Annotated in this window: 18 protein-coding genes; 1 reads left to right on the forward strand and 17 read right to left on the reverse strand. The window is 72.5% G+C overall.

Annotation, left to right across the window (positions count from 1 at the left end):
• A partial coding sequence (locus tag ACFWAR_RS20520) for a M23 family metallopeptidase (RefSeq protein ID WP_385779101.1) occupies positions 1-443 on the forward strand: 443 nt, incomplete at its 5' end.
• Between the two features lie 16 nt (positions 444-459).
• Here the strand turns inward: ACFWAR_RS20520 and ACFWAR_RS20525 are convergent.
• From ACFWAR_RS20525 to ACFWAR_RS20605, 17 genes are all read right to left on the reverse strand, one after another.
• Positions 460-1,017, reverse strand: coding sequence for a TetR/AcrR family transcriptional regulator (locus ACFWAR_RS20525; protein ID WP_385779218.1), 558 nt, complete (start codon positions 1,015-1,017; stop codon positions 460-462).
• Positions 1,018-1,069: 52 nt separating this feature from the next.
• Positions 1,070-1,903 (reverse strand): RNA polymerase sigma factor WhiG, encoded by an 834-nt coding sequence (gene whiG / locus ACFWAR_RS20530; protein WP_385779103.1) that lies wholly within the window; start codon positions 1,901-1,903, stop codon positions 1,070-1,072.
• Positions 1,904-2,112: 209 nt separating this feature from the next.
• Positions 2,113-3,297, reverse strand: a complete 1,185-nt coding sequence (gene dprA, locus ACFWAR_RS20535) for a DNA-processing protein DprA (RefSeq protein ID WP_385779105.1) — start codon at positions 3,295-3,297, stop codon at positions 2,113-2,115.
• The gene (locus tag ACFWAR_RS20540) at positions 3,294-4,919 is read right to left on the reverse strand and encodes a YifB family Mg chelatase-like AAA ATPase (protein WP_385779107.1); all 1,626 of its coding nucleotides are present in this window, start codon (positions 4,917-4,919) and stop codon (positions 3,294-3,296) included. Before ACFWAR_RS20540 ends, dprA begins: the two co-directional genes overlap by 4 nt.
• Entirely contained in the window at positions 4,919-5,368 is a 450-nt protein-coding gene (locus tag ACFWAR_RS20545; protein WP_385779109.1) for a YraN family protein, read from the reverse strand. Before ACFWAR_RS20545 ends, ACFWAR_RS20540 begins: the two co-directional genes overlap by 1 nt.
• Positions 5,369-5,472: 104 nt before the next feature.
• Positions 5,473-5,781 (reverse strand): DUF2469 domain-containing protein, encoded by a 309-nt coding sequence (locus ACFWAR_RS20550; RefSeq protein WP_005311352.1) that lies wholly within the window; start codon positions 5,779-5,781, stop codon positions 5,473-5,475.
• A 55-nt stretch (positions 5,782-5,836) separates the two neighbouring features.
• The gene (locus ACFWAR_RS20555; protein WP_385779111.1) at positions 5,837-6,328 is read right to left on the reverse strand and encodes an NUDIX hydrolase; all 492 of its coding nucleotides are present in this window, start codon (positions 6,326-6,328) and stop codon (positions 5,837-5,839) included.
• Complete coding sequence (gene lepB, locus ACFWAR_RS20560) at positions 6,315-7,091, reverse strand: signal peptidase I (RefSeq protein WP_385779113.1); 777 nt, start codon at positions 7,089-7,091, stop codon at positions 6,315-6,317. Before lepB (ACFWAR_RS20560) ends, ACFWAR_RS20555 begins: the two co-directional genes overlap by 14 nt.
• 45 nt (positions 7,092-7,136) lie before the next feature.
• The gene (gene lepB / locus ACFWAR_RS20565) at positions 7,137-8,009 is read right to left on the reverse strand and encodes a signal peptidase I (RefSeq protein ID WP_385779115.1); all 873 of its coding nucleotides are present in this window, start codon (positions 8,007-8,009) and stop codon (positions 7,137-7,139) included.
• A 115-nt stretch (positions 8,010-8,124) separates the two neighbouring features.
• A complete protein-coding gene (gene lepB, locus ACFWAR_RS20570; protein WP_385779117.1) occupies positions 8,125-9,012 on the reverse strand; it encodes a signal peptidase I in 888 nt (295 codons plus the stop codon).
• On the reverse strand, positions 9,005-9,760 hold the full coding sequence (gene lepB / locus ACFWAR_RS20575; protein ID WP_385779119.1) for a signal peptidase I: 756 nt from the start codon (positions 9,758-9,760) through the stop codon (positions 9,005-9,007). The genes lepB (ACFWAR_RS20570) and lepB (ACFWAR_RS20575) overlap by 8 nt, the downstream gene beginning before the upstream one ends.
• A gap of 46 nt (positions 9,761-9,806) precedes the next feature.
• A complete protein-coding gene (gene rplS / locus ACFWAR_RS20580; RefSeq protein WP_354380090.1) occupies positions 9,807-10,157 on the reverse strand; it encodes a 50S ribosomal protein L19 in 351 nt (116 codons plus the stop codon).
• Positions 10,158-10,290: 133 nt separating this feature from the next.
• Positions 10,291-11,112, reverse strand: a complete 822-nt coding sequence (gene trmD / locus ACFWAR_RS20585) for a tRNA (guanosine(37)-N1)-methyltransferase TrmD (protein WP_385779121.1) — start codon at positions 11,110-11,112, stop codon at positions 10,291-10,293.
• A complete protein-coding gene (gene rimM, locus ACFWAR_RS20590; RefSeq protein ID WP_385779123.1) occupies positions 11,112-11,699 on the reverse strand; it encodes a ribosome maturation factor RimM in 588 nt (195 codons plus the stop codon). Before rimM ends, trmD begins: the two co-directional genes overlap by 1 nt.
• 93 nt (positions 11,700-11,792) lie before the next feature.
• Positions 11,793-12,032: an RNA-binding protein gene (locus ACFWAR_RS20595; RefSeq protein ID WP_283456387.1), complete on the reverse strand. Its 240-nt coding sequence runs from the start codon at positions 12,030-12,032 to the stop codon at positions 11,793-11,795.
• Positions 12,033-12,034: 2 nt separating this feature from the next.
• Positions 12,035-12,475, reverse strand: coding sequence for a 30S ribosomal protein S16 (rpsP, locus tag ACFWAR_RS20600; RefSeq protein ID WP_330332868.1), 441 nt, complete (start codon positions 12,473-12,475; stop codon positions 12,035-12,037).
• Between the two features lie 230 nt (positions 12,476-12,705).
• Positions 12,706-13,305, reverse strand: a complete 600-nt coding sequence (locus ACFWAR_RS20605; RefSeq protein WP_385779125.1) for a hypothetical protein — start codon at positions 13,303-13,305, stop codon at positions 12,706-12,708.
• Positions 13,306-13,414: the final 109 nt, after the last annotated feature.

Here is a 13,414-nt window from a genome sequence, read left to right on the forward strand (position 1 = left end):
GGGCCGGCGGGGCCGGCGGGGCCGGCGGGGCCGGCGGGGCCGGCGGACGGCCGCTGCCCGCCCCGCTGCGAGTGGCGCGCTGGTGGGAGCCGCCGCCCACCCCGTACGCGGCGGGCCACCGGGGCGTGGACCTGATCGCGCCCGTGGGTACGCGGGTCCGGGCGGTGGGCGCCGGCCGCGTGCACTACGCCGGACGGGTGGCGGGACGCGGCGTGCTCTCGCTCACCCTGCCGGGGGGCCTGCGCACCACGTACGAGCCGGTGCGCCCCCTCGTCGCCGAGGGTGACCAGGTGCGCGCGGGGCTGGTGGTCGCGGTCCTCGAAGCGGGCGGTCACTGCGCGGCCCCGTGCCTGCACTGGGGACTGTTGGCGGGCGAGAGCTACCTCAACCCGCTGGTCCTGCTCCCGCGCCCGAGCCCCCGACTGCTGCCGCGGGCCTCCTGAGGGCGGCGGCGGAGCATCAGCCCCGGACGCCCCGGAGCGCCATCGAGACGGCGGTCTCGGTCACCTCGGCCGGGTCCTCACCGGCCCCCAGCTCGATCCGGCGCACGGCGGCGTCGACGACCCCTTGCAGCAGCATCGCGGCCAGTCGCGGCTGCTCCTGGCCCAGGGCGGCCAGCGCCTCGACGATCATCGCGATGAGGCCCCCGTGCGCGGCGCGGATCTTCTCCCGCGCACCGGCGTCCAGCTCGCTGGCGGAGATCGCCACCACGGCCCGGTGCCGCTGGTCGCCCACCAGGCCCAGCTGGCTGCGGACGTACGCCTCGATCTTCGCCTCCGGAGTGGCGGCCCGCTCCATCGCGGCCTCGATCTCGGCGGCCCAGACGGGGAAGTCCACGACGCACAGCTCTTCGACCACCGCCGCCCGGGAGCGGAAGTACTCGTAGACGGAGGACCGGGCGAGTCCGGTCCGTTCGGCGAGGGCGGGGAAGCTCAACGCTTCCGTCCCGCCTTCGGACAGCAGGGATCGCGCGGCGTCCAGCAGGGCGCCTCGCTGCATCGTCCGGTGCTCGGCCACGGAGGCCGCTCGAATCCTGGGCACGCGCCCACTCTACGGAGGTACCGGCGACTCAGCGCCCCACATCCGCCAGCTTGGCCCGCAGCTGGAGGACCGACTTGGTGTGGATCTGGCTGACCCGGCTCTCGGTGACCCCGAGGACGTGACCGATCTCGGCCAGGGTGAGCCCCTCGTAGTAGTAGAGGGTCACCACCGTCTTCTCCCGGTCGGGGAGCGTGTTGATGGCCCGCGCGAGGAGGCGGCGCAGCTCGCGGTCCTCGGCCACGGCCACCGGGTTGTCGGCGGCGGTGTCCTCCAGCGTGTCCATCAGCGAGAGGCGGTCGCCCTCGCCGCCCACGTGCAGCAACTCCTCCAGGGCGACCACATTGGCCAGCGACAACTGGCTGAATACCGCGTGCAGTTCCTCCAGGGCGACGCCCATCTCGTCGGCCACCTCGGTCTCGGTGGGCGTGCGCCTCAACTGGGCCTCGAGCGTGGCGTAGGCCCGCTCGACGGCCCGCGCCTTCTGCCGCACCGAGCGCGGGATCCAGTCCAGGGCGCGCAGTTCGTCGATCATCGCGCCCCGGATCCGGGTGATCGCGTACGTCTCGAACTTGATGGAGCGCTCGATGTCGAACTTCTCGATGGCGTCGATCAGCCCGAAGACCCCGGAGGAGACGAAGTCGGCCTGCTCCACATTGGGCGGCAGGCCCACGCTGACCCGGCCGGCCACGTACTTGACGAGGGGCGAGTAGTGCAGGATCAGCTGTTCCCGCAGACGCTCGTCCCCCGATTCCTTGTACGAGCGCCAGAGCACGTCCAGGGACGAGGGCGCGGTGGTCCGCACGCTGCCACGGGCAGCGGGGGGCACCGCAGCGCGGTCAGACCCTGAGGTGTGCTGGGGCATGCTTCGCCTTTGCCGGAGCCGGATTCCTTGGGAGCGTAGCGTGACGAGAGTGTCGCGGTGCGCGAAGAGTACGGGATCGCGCGGGGCCGTCGGGGCTTCCCGCCTCGCACGGCAGGCCCAGGGCCGGCGCCCCGGGCGGGGTTCCGGCGGCTGCCATCGGGAAGACCGCTTCTCTCATCGGCTTCACTCTTTCACCGGAACGCCCCAGGTCAATGACCGCCTCGCCGGACGCCACCGGTTCGAGTGGCTCTCCCATGTATTTGCCTGCTCAACCGCCAGTCATCGCCCTGCCGTTCGACGAACCCCAGAGAGTGAAGTTCGTACAGTCTGCCGATGACTTCATCGGTGCCGCTGCCCACGGCGCGGGCGAGGTCCTCCGCCCGCACGGGCCGTCCGACGGGGAGCTCGTCCAACACGCGTGCGGTGTCCGGGTGGAGCAGGTCCCGGGCGAGCACCGGTCCGCGCCGCTCGGGGGCCAGCTCCCCCATGGCGCCGACCAGTTCGACGACCTCGGCGGCGTCCGTGACCAGCACCCCTTCGCCGCGCAGCAGTTCGTGCACGCCACCCGAGAGCCCGCTGGTGGCGGGCCCGGGGACGCCCATGGTGTGGCGGCCCAGCCCGTGCGCCCGCCGGGCGGTGACGAGCGATCCGCTGCGATGGGCGGCCTCGACGACCACGGTCCCCCGGGTCAACGCCGCGATGACCCGGTTGCGCTGGACGAAGCGGCTGGGCGTGGGGTGGCCGCCGGGCGGCAGTTCACCGATCACCAGCCCCTGTGCGGCGATCCGGCCCAGCAGTCCGGCGTGGCCGCGCGGGTAGGCGACGTCCACCCCGCAGGCCAGCACCGCCGCCGTGGCCCCGCCCGCGGCGAGCGCCCCCCTGTGGGCCGCCCCGTCGATCCCGTACGCCGCCCCCGACACCACCACCCAGCCCCGCTCGGCGAGCCCGGCCGCCAGCGCCTGCGCCATGTGCGCGCCGTAGGGGGTGCAGGCGCGGGCGCCGACCACCGCGACCGAGCGCAGCGCCCACGTCCGCAGGTCGGGCAGGCCGCGCAGCCACAGCCCCACCGGGCGGGCGTCGCCGAGGTCGTCGAGCTGGGAGGGCCACTGGGCCGAGCCCGGGCAGACGAACCGGGCGCCGACCGCCGCCGCGGCGGCCAGGTCCCGATCGGGATCCGCGGTCGACGCCCGTCTGCGGTACCCCTCGAACCGGCGCCCGTCCGGCCCGGCCGGGTCCTCGGGTCCCGGGCGGGGCCCGGTCAGCTCCCGCAGCAGCGCGACCGCGCCCCGCTCCCGCAGCAGCCGGCCGGCGCGCTCGTCCCCGGGCTCCAGCACCCGGGTGAGCGCGGCCCGGGCCCGCCGCTCCTCCTCCGGGTCCGCCGCCGCCGGGGTCATGACCCGCATCCCTGCGGGAGCGGGACACCGCGGGCGATGCCGGTGCGCAGTTCCAGGGCGACCGCCACGTCCCGGGCGTCGGGGCGGTCCTTCCCGGCCAGGTCGGACACCGTCCAGGCGACCCGCAGCACCCGGTCCAGGCCGCGCGCGGTGAGCAGGCCCCGCTCCAGGTCCCGCTCGGCCTGGGCCAGGGCGCCCGGTGCGGGCAGCCAGCGGGTGCGCAGCTCGTGGCCCGGCACCTCGGAGTTGACCCGCCAGGGGGTGCCGGCGAGCCGCTCCGCCGCCCGCGCCCTGGCCCCCGCCACCCGCAGGGCCACGGCCGCGCTGGCTTCGCCCGGGCCGCCCCCGCCGACGAGGTCGGACCGGCCGACCGGTTCGACCTCGACCCGCAGGTCCACCCGGTCCAGCAGCGGCCCGGACAGCCGCCCCTGGTAGCGCCGGACGGCCGAGGGCGGGCACTCGCACCCCCCGCCGTGCAGGGTCTGCCGCCCGCAGGGGCAGGGGTTGGCCGCGAGGACCATCAGGAAGCGGGCCGGCAGCCGCATCACCCCGGCGGCCCGGGCGATCACCACCTGGCCCGACTCCAACGGCTGGCGCAGCGCGTCCAGCACCCGCCCGCTGAACTCGGGCGCCTCGTCCAGGAAGAGGACCCCGCGGTGGGCCAGGGACACGGCCCCGGGCCGGGGCATCCCGCTGCCCCCGCCCACCAGGGACTGCATGGTCGCCGAGTGGTGCGGGGCGCAGTACGGCGCCGCGGTCACCAGGGGTTCGCCGGGCGGCAGGATCCCCGCGACCGAATGCACGGCGGTGACCTCCAGGGAGTCCTGCCGACCGAGCGGCGGCATGATCCCGGGCAGCCGCTCGGCGAGCATGGTCTTGCCCGCGCCCGGCGGTCCGGTCAGGAACAGGTGGTGCCCGCCCGCGGCGGCCACCTCCAGCGCGCGCCGGGCTCCGTGCTGCCCCGCCACCTCGGCGAGGTCGGGCGGCGCGCCGGCGCCGTACCCCGCGCTCGCCGTCCCCGTGCCCAGACCGGCCCCCGGGAGCACCAGCGCGGCCGTCATCGGATCCGGTCGCACGGCCGCGTCCGGCGGCCCCTCGTCCGGCACCTCCCCGTCGGTCAGCACGGCGATCAGCTGGCGCAGGCTCCGCACCCCCAGCACCGACACCTCGGGCACCAGCGCGGCCTCGGCCGCGCACTGCTGGGGCACCACCACCTGCCGGTACCCCGCCTCGGCCGCGGCGAGCACGGCGGGCAGGATCCCGCGCACCGGACGCACCCGCCCGTCGAGCCCGAGTTCACCGATGAGCAGCAGGTCCGCGATCACCGCCGGGTCCAGCCGCTCCGCCGCGCCCAGGACGGCGGCGGCGACGGCGAGGTCGAAACCCGAGCCGGATTTGGGTACCGAGGCCGGGCTGAGACCGACCGTCAGCTTCTTCTGGGGCCATTCCGCGCCGGAGTTCACCACGGCGGCCCGGACCCGGTCCCGGCTCTCGATCAGGGTCTTGTCGGGGAGCCCGACCAGGGTGAAGGCGGCCACTCCCGGTTCGAGGTCGGCCTGGACCTCGACCACCACGCCCTCGACGCCCACGAGCGCCACCGAACAGGTCCGCGCGAAGCCCATCAGGACACCCCCCGGACGTGTTCCACCACGGGGGCCCCGCGCCGGGGCAGCACCACCCCGACCAGGTCGATGCGCACCCCGCCCGGCGGTGGTCCGCCGTGGTCGGCGAGCCAGCGCCCGGCGAGCCGCCGCAGCCGGTCGGTCTTGCCGGGCCGGACCGCGGCCATCGGGTGCTCGAACATCGGCGAACCGGCGTGCCCGGACCGACGGGTCTTCACCTCGCAGACGACGAGGGCGTCCCCGTCCCGGGCGAGGATGTCGATCTCACCGGCCCGGCAGCGCCAGTTCCGGGCGATCACGGTCATCCCGGACCCGGTCAGCCGTCGGGCGGCCAGCTCCTCGCCGTACCGCCCGATCGCCCGCCGGGCCGCGGCCCGCTCCCCCGGTGTCCGTACCACCCGCGTCGGCCGGGCCGACGCCTCCTGCTGTGCCACGCCCTTCGCGTCCATCCGGCACCACCTCCGGCACCGACGATCCCGCGACCCGGCCCACCGTGTGGATCTTGGTGGACAACCCGGGCGTTGTGGACAACTCGCTCACCCCTTCGGGTGAATCAGCTGCCCGGCAGCTCCAAGTCGCTCTTGTTGAGCTCCTCGATGTTCACGTCCTTGAACGTCAACACCCTCACCTGCTTGACGAACCGGGCCGGTCGGTACATGTCCCAGACCCAGGCGTCCGCCATCGAGACTTCGAAGAAGACCTCGCCCTGGACCGAATGCACCTGCATCTCGTAGTCGTTGGTCAGATAGAAACGACGTTCGGTCTCGATCACGTACTTGAACAGCCCGACGACGTCGCGGTACTCCCGATAGAGCTTCAGCTCCATCTCGGTCTCGTACTTCTCGAGGTCCTCGGCGCTCATGGCATGTTCCCCTTCAGCCGTGCGTCCCCCTATTGTGCGCCAGGCCCGTCCGCCCCTAAACGATTTCCGGGGCCAGGATCACCGGCGCACCCGGCGGACCCTCCGCGAGCAGCGTGCGCAGCAGCTCGCCGAGTCTGGTCGGGTACACCGTCTCACGCGCCGCGATGAGTTCCTCGGAGGTCCACCACCTCGCTCCGGTGACGCTGCGCCGCTCCAGCTCGGTGAAACCGTCCGTGGCCACCTCCGTCCGGTCGGTGCGGGCCAGGAAGTACCACTCGTCCTGTTCCCAGCGCCGCCCGTCGAAGGGGAACGCGCAGTGGCGCTGCCAGAGCACCGGCCCCAGCTCCACCTCGGTGATCCCGGTCTCCTCCGCGAGCTCCCGCAGCGCGGCCTGCTCGCGGCTCTCCGCGCCCTCCAGCCCGCCGCCCGGGGTGAACCACCAGTGCTCCGCCGGGTCCTGCGGCTCGAACCCGTGCAGCAGCAGGATCCGGTCGGCCGGGTCGAGCAGGATCACCCGGGACACCTTGCGGACCTCAACCCCGGGCATCGGCGCGCTCCCGCCGCCCCCGGCGCCCGAGGACCCGCGCCAGCGGCCCGTAGGCGGCCCCGAGGAGCACCAGCGCCGCTCCCGCCACCACCGCGGCCAGCTGGAGCCGCAGCGGGCCCGGGCGGGAGGTACCGCCCGCCACCGCGTCGTAGGTCGTCGGCCGCGCCAACATCGCGGGGTCCGGCCACGCCCGGGCGTCCACCCGCGCGCTCACCGACTCCAGCGGGACCATGCCCTGTCCCGCGTCCTGCAGGTGGGCCCGGGAGTCCAGGGAGTTCGAGCGCCGGTCGCCCAGCAGGAAGAGCTTGCCCGGCGGCACGGTCACCTCGAAGGTGACGTCCGACGCCTTGCCCGATCCCGTGGAGGTCCGCGTGGACCCCGGATCGGCGATGTAGGGCTCGACCAGCGGCTTGCCGTTCAAGGTCAGCCGGCCCGCCGCGTCACAGCAGCGCACGGTGTCGCCGCCGAGCCCGACGACCCGCTTGACCATCGGCGAGTCGCTCCACACGGAATCGGTGAAGATGACCACGTCCCCGTGGCGCACCTGCGAGCCCTCGATCCGCTGCGCCATCACCCGGTCCCCGGCCTGCACCGTCGGGACCATCGACTCGGTCGGCACGGTGTACGGCCGGTACACCAGCGCACCCCAGGCGAACCCTCCGAGGAAGAGCGCGAAACCAACGGCCACGGCGATCCCCGACAAGACATTGCCGAGGCCGCCGCGGCCGTCCCTGCCACGTATCGAACCGTTTGACCCGCCCATACCAGCGCCCCCAGCACCTCGGAGATCGTCGACCTGGGCGGCACCCTACCCGGCGGTAGGCGTCTTGGTCAGCTTCCGCCTGCGCCACAGCACGATCGGCAGCGCCGTCGCGAGGCCCAGACCGGCGGGAGCCGCCGCGCCGAGCGCCGTCGCCACGGGCTTCTTGTTGATGCCCGGCTGGTCGAAGGTGTCCGGCACCGGCAGCGTGGACCAGCGGGTGATCGGCCAGGCGACCACCACGGCGCGGCCGACGACCTTGTCGACCGGTACGAAGCCACCGGTCGAGTCCTCCTGGTGCCAGCGCGAGTCCTGCGAGTTCTGCCGGTGGTCGCCCATCACCCAGATCTTGCCCTTGGGCACGGTCAGCGGGCCGAACGGCTTGTCGTCACAGGGGGTGTTGCCCGGGAAGATGTACGGCTCGTCGAGCTGCTTGCCGTTGACGACGACCGGGCCGCCCTTCTTGCACTCCACGGTGTCCCCGCCGACCGCGATGGTCCGCTTGATCAGGTCCTTCTCCTCGGCCGAGGGCATCAGACCGATGAAGCTGAGCACCTTCTGCGCGATGTTCGGGTCCGGAGTGGGCTCGCCGTCCAGCCAGTTCGCCGGGTCGTGGAAGACCACGACCTCGCCGCGCTCCGGCTCCGAGCCGAACCACGGGGTCAGCTTGTCGACCAGGACCCGGTCGCCCTTCTGCAGAGTGTTCTGCATGGACTCGGACGGGATCGAGAAGGCCTGGACCAGGAAGGTCTTGATCAGCAGGGCCAGCACCAGCGCGATGCCGATGAGGAGCGGAAGCTCCTTCCAGAAGGAGCGGTGCGCGGGCGGGGCGCTCTCGTCGTCGTGGGTCTCGCTCTCGACGGCTGCCTCCGGCCGCTGGTCCTCGGGCTCATCGCGTCCGGATCGTGCTCCTACCGCCACGTCCCCCACATCCACTCCTCACTCCGATGTGCCGCCCGCGCCGAACCGGCGGGGGCCCTCCCCTCCCTTAACGAGCGGGAGTTCCCTGGGTAAGGAACGGGAGACCTAGGACACACTATGCGAACGCGGAGCCCCCTCGACGCGCACGCCGCCCGCGGCGCCCGCGGCGGCTGCGGCGCTCCTCGTCCGGAACCGAGAGGAAGGTGGCGGGTTGATCGAACTCGCCCCAGTGCCCGTAGGGCCAGGCGATCACGATGGCCCGCCCCACCACGCCGCTCTCGGCGATCGTGCCGTGAAACGCCTCGTCGAGGTGGTAGCGGGAGTCGGAGGAGTTCGCCCGGTGGTCGCCGAGGACGAAGAGCCTGCCCTTGGGCACCTTCACCTCGAACATGATCTCGGAGGGCGCGTTGCCGGGTGACACGTACGGCTCATCGAGGGGCGCCCCGTTGACGGTGACCCGGCCCCGGGCGTCGCAGCACTTGACGGTGTCCCCGCCCACGCCGATGACCCGCTTGATCAGGTCCTGCTCGTCGGCCGAGGGCAGCAGCCCGATGAAGGTCAGGCCCTGCTTGATCTGCTTGACGACGATCGGGTCTGCCGCGGGCCGGGCCGACTCGCCGCGCAGCCAGCCGCCGGGGTCCTTGAAGACCACGACGTCGCCGCGCTCGACCTTGGCGCCGAACCAGGGGGTGAACTTGTCCACGAGGACCCGGTCGCCGATCCGGATCGTCTGTTCCATCGACCCCGACGGGATGTAGAAGGCCTGGACGAGGAAGGTCTTGAGGAGCAGCGCGATGCACAGCGCGACCGCGACCAGCAGCGGCAGCTCGCCGACCCGCCGGGTGCGCCTGCGCCGCTTGACCTTGCGGGCCAGCCTGCGCCGCTCCGCCCGACCGCCGAGCACGGCCAGCTCGGGGTCAGCGCCCGCGACCGGAGCAGGGGCCGGAGCCACCGGACGGGCCGGCTCCGGCTCCTCGCCGCGCTCGCGCCCCCGGCTACCCATGTCCGCCGCCGGAGCCTGCGGTGGTCCCCAGGGACCTCCAGCGGGACGCGGGCCAGCCGATCCAGTCGGCCCGTCCGATCACTTTGTCCACCGGCACCATCCCGCCGCCCGGCTCCCCGAGGTGGTCCCGGGAGTCCCGGGACTGGGAGCGGTGATCGCCCATGACCCACAGGGTGCCCAGCGGTACGACGATGCGGAAGGGCACCTTCGAGGCCGTGTCACCCGGATACAGGTAGGGCTCCCGCACGGGGACGCCGTTCACCAGCAGCTGCCCGCCCTTGTCGCAGCACACCACGTCGTCGCCGCCGACCCCGATGACCCGCTTGACGAAGTCCGTGTCGGACGGTTCGGCGAGCCCGAGGGCCGACGCGGCGCCGTGCAGGGCCTCGCCGACCGGATTGTCGTCGCCGGGGCGGTCCGGCACGAAGGACCCCGTGCCGTCGAAGACGACCAGGTCACCGCGCTGGGGCCGGGCCCCGGACCCGTACGCCAGCTTGTTCACCAGCACCCGGTCGCCGATCGCGAGCGTCGGCTCCATCGAGCGGCTCGGGATCAGGAAGGGCTGCACCACGAAATTGCTGAGCAGCAGCAGGAAGACGGTGCAGACCACCCCGAGCAGACCGGCGCGGCGCCAGGTGAACCAGCCGGGGCGCCGCAGCCGGGCCCCGGAGAACGCGAAACGCGACCTCCCCTCCCCCTCGTCGGGGGAAGAGCGGTCGCGTTGCGTGTGAGATGCCTCGGTGTCCATATCGGGGGCGAGCCTATCCGGATGCCTCCGGACGCCGAAGGGGACCTCAGCGGTCGCGCTTCTCCTTGATCTTCGCGGCCTTGCCGCGGAGCTCACGGAGGAAGTACAGCTTGGCGCGACGCACGTCACCGCGGGTGACGAGCTCGATCTTCTCGAAGATCGGGGAGTGCACCGGGAAGGTACGCTCCACGCCGACGCTGAAGGAGACCTTGCGGACCGTGAAGGTCTCGCTGACGCCAGAACCCTGGCGACGGATGACTACGCCCTTGAACTGCTGGATACGGGAGCGGTTGCCCTCGATCACGCGGACGTGGACGTTGACGGTGTCACCCGGACGGAAGGCCGGGAGGTCCGTACGCAGGCTGCCGGCGGTGACGGCGTCGAGCACGTGAGACATGTTCTTCGTCTGCTTTCTTCGCACGACGCCACAGGCCGCCGGGCGGGTTCTTCGGAGAGAATTCGGGAGCTGTCCCGACCCGCGGGCGACGGTCCCCCTGTGGCAGGGGCGCGCGCGGGCGTACAGCAGCCGCCTATTCTTCCACGGCGTCGGGCCTGCGCCAAAATCGGCCGTCGGGAGTCGGCGACCAGCCCAGGACCGAGAGGGTCTCGCGGTCCTTCTTGTCGAAGCCGGACGCCTCGCAACGCTCGATCAGATCGGGCCTGTTGAGGGAGGTGCGACGGAACGCCTCGTCCCGCCGCCAGCGGGCGATCTTCCCGTGGTGCCCGCTGAGCAGGACCTCGGGGATGCCGCGTCCGCGCCACTCCGGGGGCTTGGTGTAGACGGGCCCCTCCAGCAGGTTCGCCATGTCACCGGGTGCGAAGGAGTCGTCCCGGTGCGATTCGGCGTTCCCGAGGACCCCGGGGAGCAGCCGGGCCACGGCCTCGGTGATCACCAGGACCGCCGCCTCGCCGCCGGCCAGCACGTAGTCCCCGATGGAGACCTCGTAGACCGGCATGCGCGTCGCGTACTCGTCCATCACCCGGCGGTCGATGCCCTCGTACCGGGCGGGCGTGAAGATCAGCCAGGGGCGCTCGGCCAGCTCGACGGCGAGTTCCTGGGTGAACGGGCGCCCGCTCGGGGTGGGGACGACCATGACCGGGCCGTGGGCACCGGATTCGTAGCCGTCGGCGAGGGCGGCGTCCAGGGCCTCGCCCCACGGGTCGGTCTTCATGACCATCCCGGGGCCGCCGCCGTAGGGGGTGTCGTCAACCGTGTTGTGCCGGTCGTACGTCCATTCCCGCAGGTCGTGGACGTGTACGTCGAGCTGGCCGCGGGCCCGGGCCTTGCCGACGAGGGAGACGTCGAGCGGGTCGAGGTACTCCGGGAAGATGGTGACGACGTCCAGCCGCATCAGGCATCGCCCTCGGGCTCGGCGTCGGCCTCGGCCTTGACCTCGGCCTCGGCGTCGCGCTCGGAAGCGATCACCGCGCGGTCGTCGATCAGCCCGGGCGGCGGGTCGATGACCGCGCGCTGCTCCGAGAGGTCGATCTCCAGGACGATCTCCTCGACGAAGGGGATCATCACCTCGGTGCCGTCCGGCCGCTCGACGATGAACAGGTCCTGCGAGGGCAGGTGGGAGATCTCGGTGATCCGACCGATCACGGTGCCGTCCTGGAGCACGACGTCCAGGTCCATCAGCTGGTGGTCGTAGAACTCCTCCGGGTCCTCCGGGAGCTCCTCGGGGTCCACGTCGGCGATCAGCAGGATGTTGCGCAGTGCCTCGGCGGCGGTGCGGTCCTTGACGCCCGCGAAGCGGAGCATGAGCCGGCCGCTGTGCACCCGTCCGGCCTCGATGGTCAGCGGACCCGCCGACAGGGGTTCGGTCTGGAGGACGGCACCGACACCGAGCCGCAGCTCCGGCTCGTCGGTGCGCACCTCTACGGTGACCTCACCCTTGATCCCATGGGCGCGGCCGATCCGCGCGACTACGAGCTGCACGCTTGTTTCTCCTGTTCAGACGACGACGGGCCGGGAAGGGCACATGCCCTCCCCGGCCCGTGCCGGTGATTCATTCCTGCGATGAACGCGGTCTCAGCGGACCTGGTCCACGTCGACGAGGTCGACGCGGATCCCCCGGCCGCCGATGGCGCCCACGACGGTACGCAGGGCACGTGCGGTGCGGCCGTTGCGACCGATCACCTTGCCGAGGTCATCCGGGTGGACCCGGACCTCGAGCACCTGCCCGCGACGCAGGGTGCGCGAGGCGACCTGCACGTCATCGGGATTGTCCACAATGCCCTTCACGAGGTGCTCAAGAGCCTCCTCGAGCATGATCAGGCCTCGGTCGACTCGGCGGCGGCCTCAGCCTCGTCCGCCTTCTTGTCGGCCTTCTTGGCCTTCTGCGTGATGGCCTCGCCCTTGGTCTCGCCGATGCCCTCGAGGGCCTTGGCGAACTCGTCGAAGGTGCGACGCTTGCTTTCCTTGGTCTCCGGCTGCAGCAGCGGCGCGGGGGCCGGGAGGCCCTTGTGCGCCTGCCAGTCACCGGTGAGCTTCAGGATCGCGAGGACGGCCTCGGTCGGCTGGGCGCCGACGGAGAGCCAGTACTGCGCACGCTCGGCGTCGACCTCGATGCGCGAGGGGTTGTACGTGGGGTGGTACAGACCGATTTCCTCGATCGCACGACCATCGCGGCGGGTGCGCGAGTCGGCGACGACGATGCGGTAGTGCGGCTGGCGAATCTTGCCGAGGCGCTTGAGCTTGATCTTGACTGCCACTGGAGTGGTGTCTCCTGAACTTGACGTGGTTGGGCACATGAGATGCCACGTGGGGTTGCGGTACTCGGATGCCCGATGGACGCGTCAGCCGTAGGAGAGAGGGGTCCTGTTCGACTGTCGAGTACAGCTAGTCATTGTGCCACATGCCCGCGGTGCTTCCACCCGGGGTCACCCGCACTCCCGGTCGGCCCCGCGCACCCCGGGCCGACCGGCCCCTCGCCGCACCGGGCTCAGGAAGCCGCGGCGGAGACGGCCACCTCGGGGATGCGGAAGGGCTTGCCGCAGCCGCCGCACACGATCGGGGCCTGGGCGAGCACCGACGGCACGACCCGGACGTTGCGCCCGCAGTCGCAGACCGCCTTGACGCGCACCCCGCCGCCGGAGGACCCGTGCCGGGCGGCCGGTCCGCGGAAGCTGCGCTTGGTGTCGGCGGCGGTGGCGGCGGTATGGGCCTTCAGGGCGCGCTGGAGGCGCTCCATGGTCGGCCGGTACCGCTTCTTCGCCTCGGGGTTCAGGGCGACCAGTGAGAAGCCGCTGCTGGCGTGCGGCTCGTCGGAGTGGTCCAGGCCCATCTCCTCGGCGATCGCGAGGAATCTGCGGTTGTGGTAGCGGCCGGCACGGGACGTGTCACGGACACCGCGGGCTGCGGCGATGCCGTGGACTGCCTCGTGCAGCAGTCGCTCGAAGGAGAGTTCCGCGCCGCAGGCGGACGAGGACTCTCCGATCAGGGACTCGGGCGCGGCAAGGTCAGGCAGCTCGGGGTGGTACCGCTGAATATCGGCCCACGCCTGCGCCAGCTCTGCGGCGAGAACAGGTGGTGTCGTGCTCACGTCGTGACAACGAGCCGGGGTGCCCCGGTGTTCCGATTCCGGGCCATTCCAAATTTTTTGCACGTACCAGTCAGTTCAGTCTCATGCGTCCTGATGAGGCCGGGTGCGC

The sequence above is a fragment of the Streptomyces sp. NPDC059917 genome, from assembly GCF_042730635.1.
GTDB lineage: Bacteria > Actinomycetota > Actinomycetes > Streptomycetales > Streptomycetaceae > Streptomyces.

Excerpts from the sequence above, each read along its gene's own strand:
- whiG (WP_385779103.1), bottom strand. The coding sequence starts at position 1,903 with ATGCCCCAGCACACCTCAGGGTCTGACCGCGCTGCGGTGCCCCCCGCT.
- dprA (WP_385779105.1), bottom strand. The coding sequence starts at position 3,297 with ATGACCCCGGCGGCGGCGGACCCGGAGGAGGAGCGGCGGGCCCGGGCC.
- ACFWAR_RS20540 (WP_385779107.1), bottom strand. The coding sequence starts at position 4,919 with ATGGGCTTCGCGCGGACCTGTTCGGTGGCGCTCGTGGGCGTCGAGGGC.
- ACFWAR_RS20545 (WP_385779109.1), bottom strand. The coding sequence starts at position 5,368 with ATGGACGCGAAGGGCGTGGCACAGCAGGAGGCGTCGGCCCGGCCGACG.
- ACFWAR_RS20550 (WP_005311352.1), bottom strand. The coding sequence starts at position 5,781 with ATGAGCGCCGAGGACCTCGAGAAGTACGAGACCGAGATGGAGCTGAAG.
- ACFWAR_RS20555 (WP_385779111.1), bottom strand. The coding sequence starts at position 6,328 with ATGCCCGGGGTTGAGGTCCGCAAGGTGTCCCGGGTGATCCTGCTCGAC.
- lepB (WP_385779113.1), bottom strand. The coding sequence starts at position 7,091 with ATGGGCGGGTCAAACGGTTCGATACGTGGCAGGGACGGCCGCGGCGGC.
- lepB (WP_385779117.1), bottom strand. The coding sequence starts at position 9,012 with ATGGGTAGCCGGGGGCGCGAGCGCGGCGAGGAGCCGGAGCCGGCCCGT.
- lepB (WP_385779119.1), bottom strand. The coding sequence starts at position 9,760 with ATGGACACCGAGGCATCTCACACGCAACGCGACCGCTCTTCCCCCGAC.
- rplS (WP_354380090.1), bottom strand. The coding sequence starts at position 10,157 with ATGTCTCACGTGCTCGACGCCGTCACCGCCGGCAGCCTGCGTACGGAC.
- trmD (WP_385779121.1), bottom strand. The coding sequence starts at position 11,112 with ATGCGGCTGGACGTCGTCACCATCTTCCCGGAGTACCTCGACCCGCTC.
- ACFWAR_RS20595 (WP_283456387.1), bottom strand. The coding sequence starts at position 12,032 with ATGCTCGAGGAGGCTCTTGAGCACCTCGTGAAGGGCATTGTGGACAAT.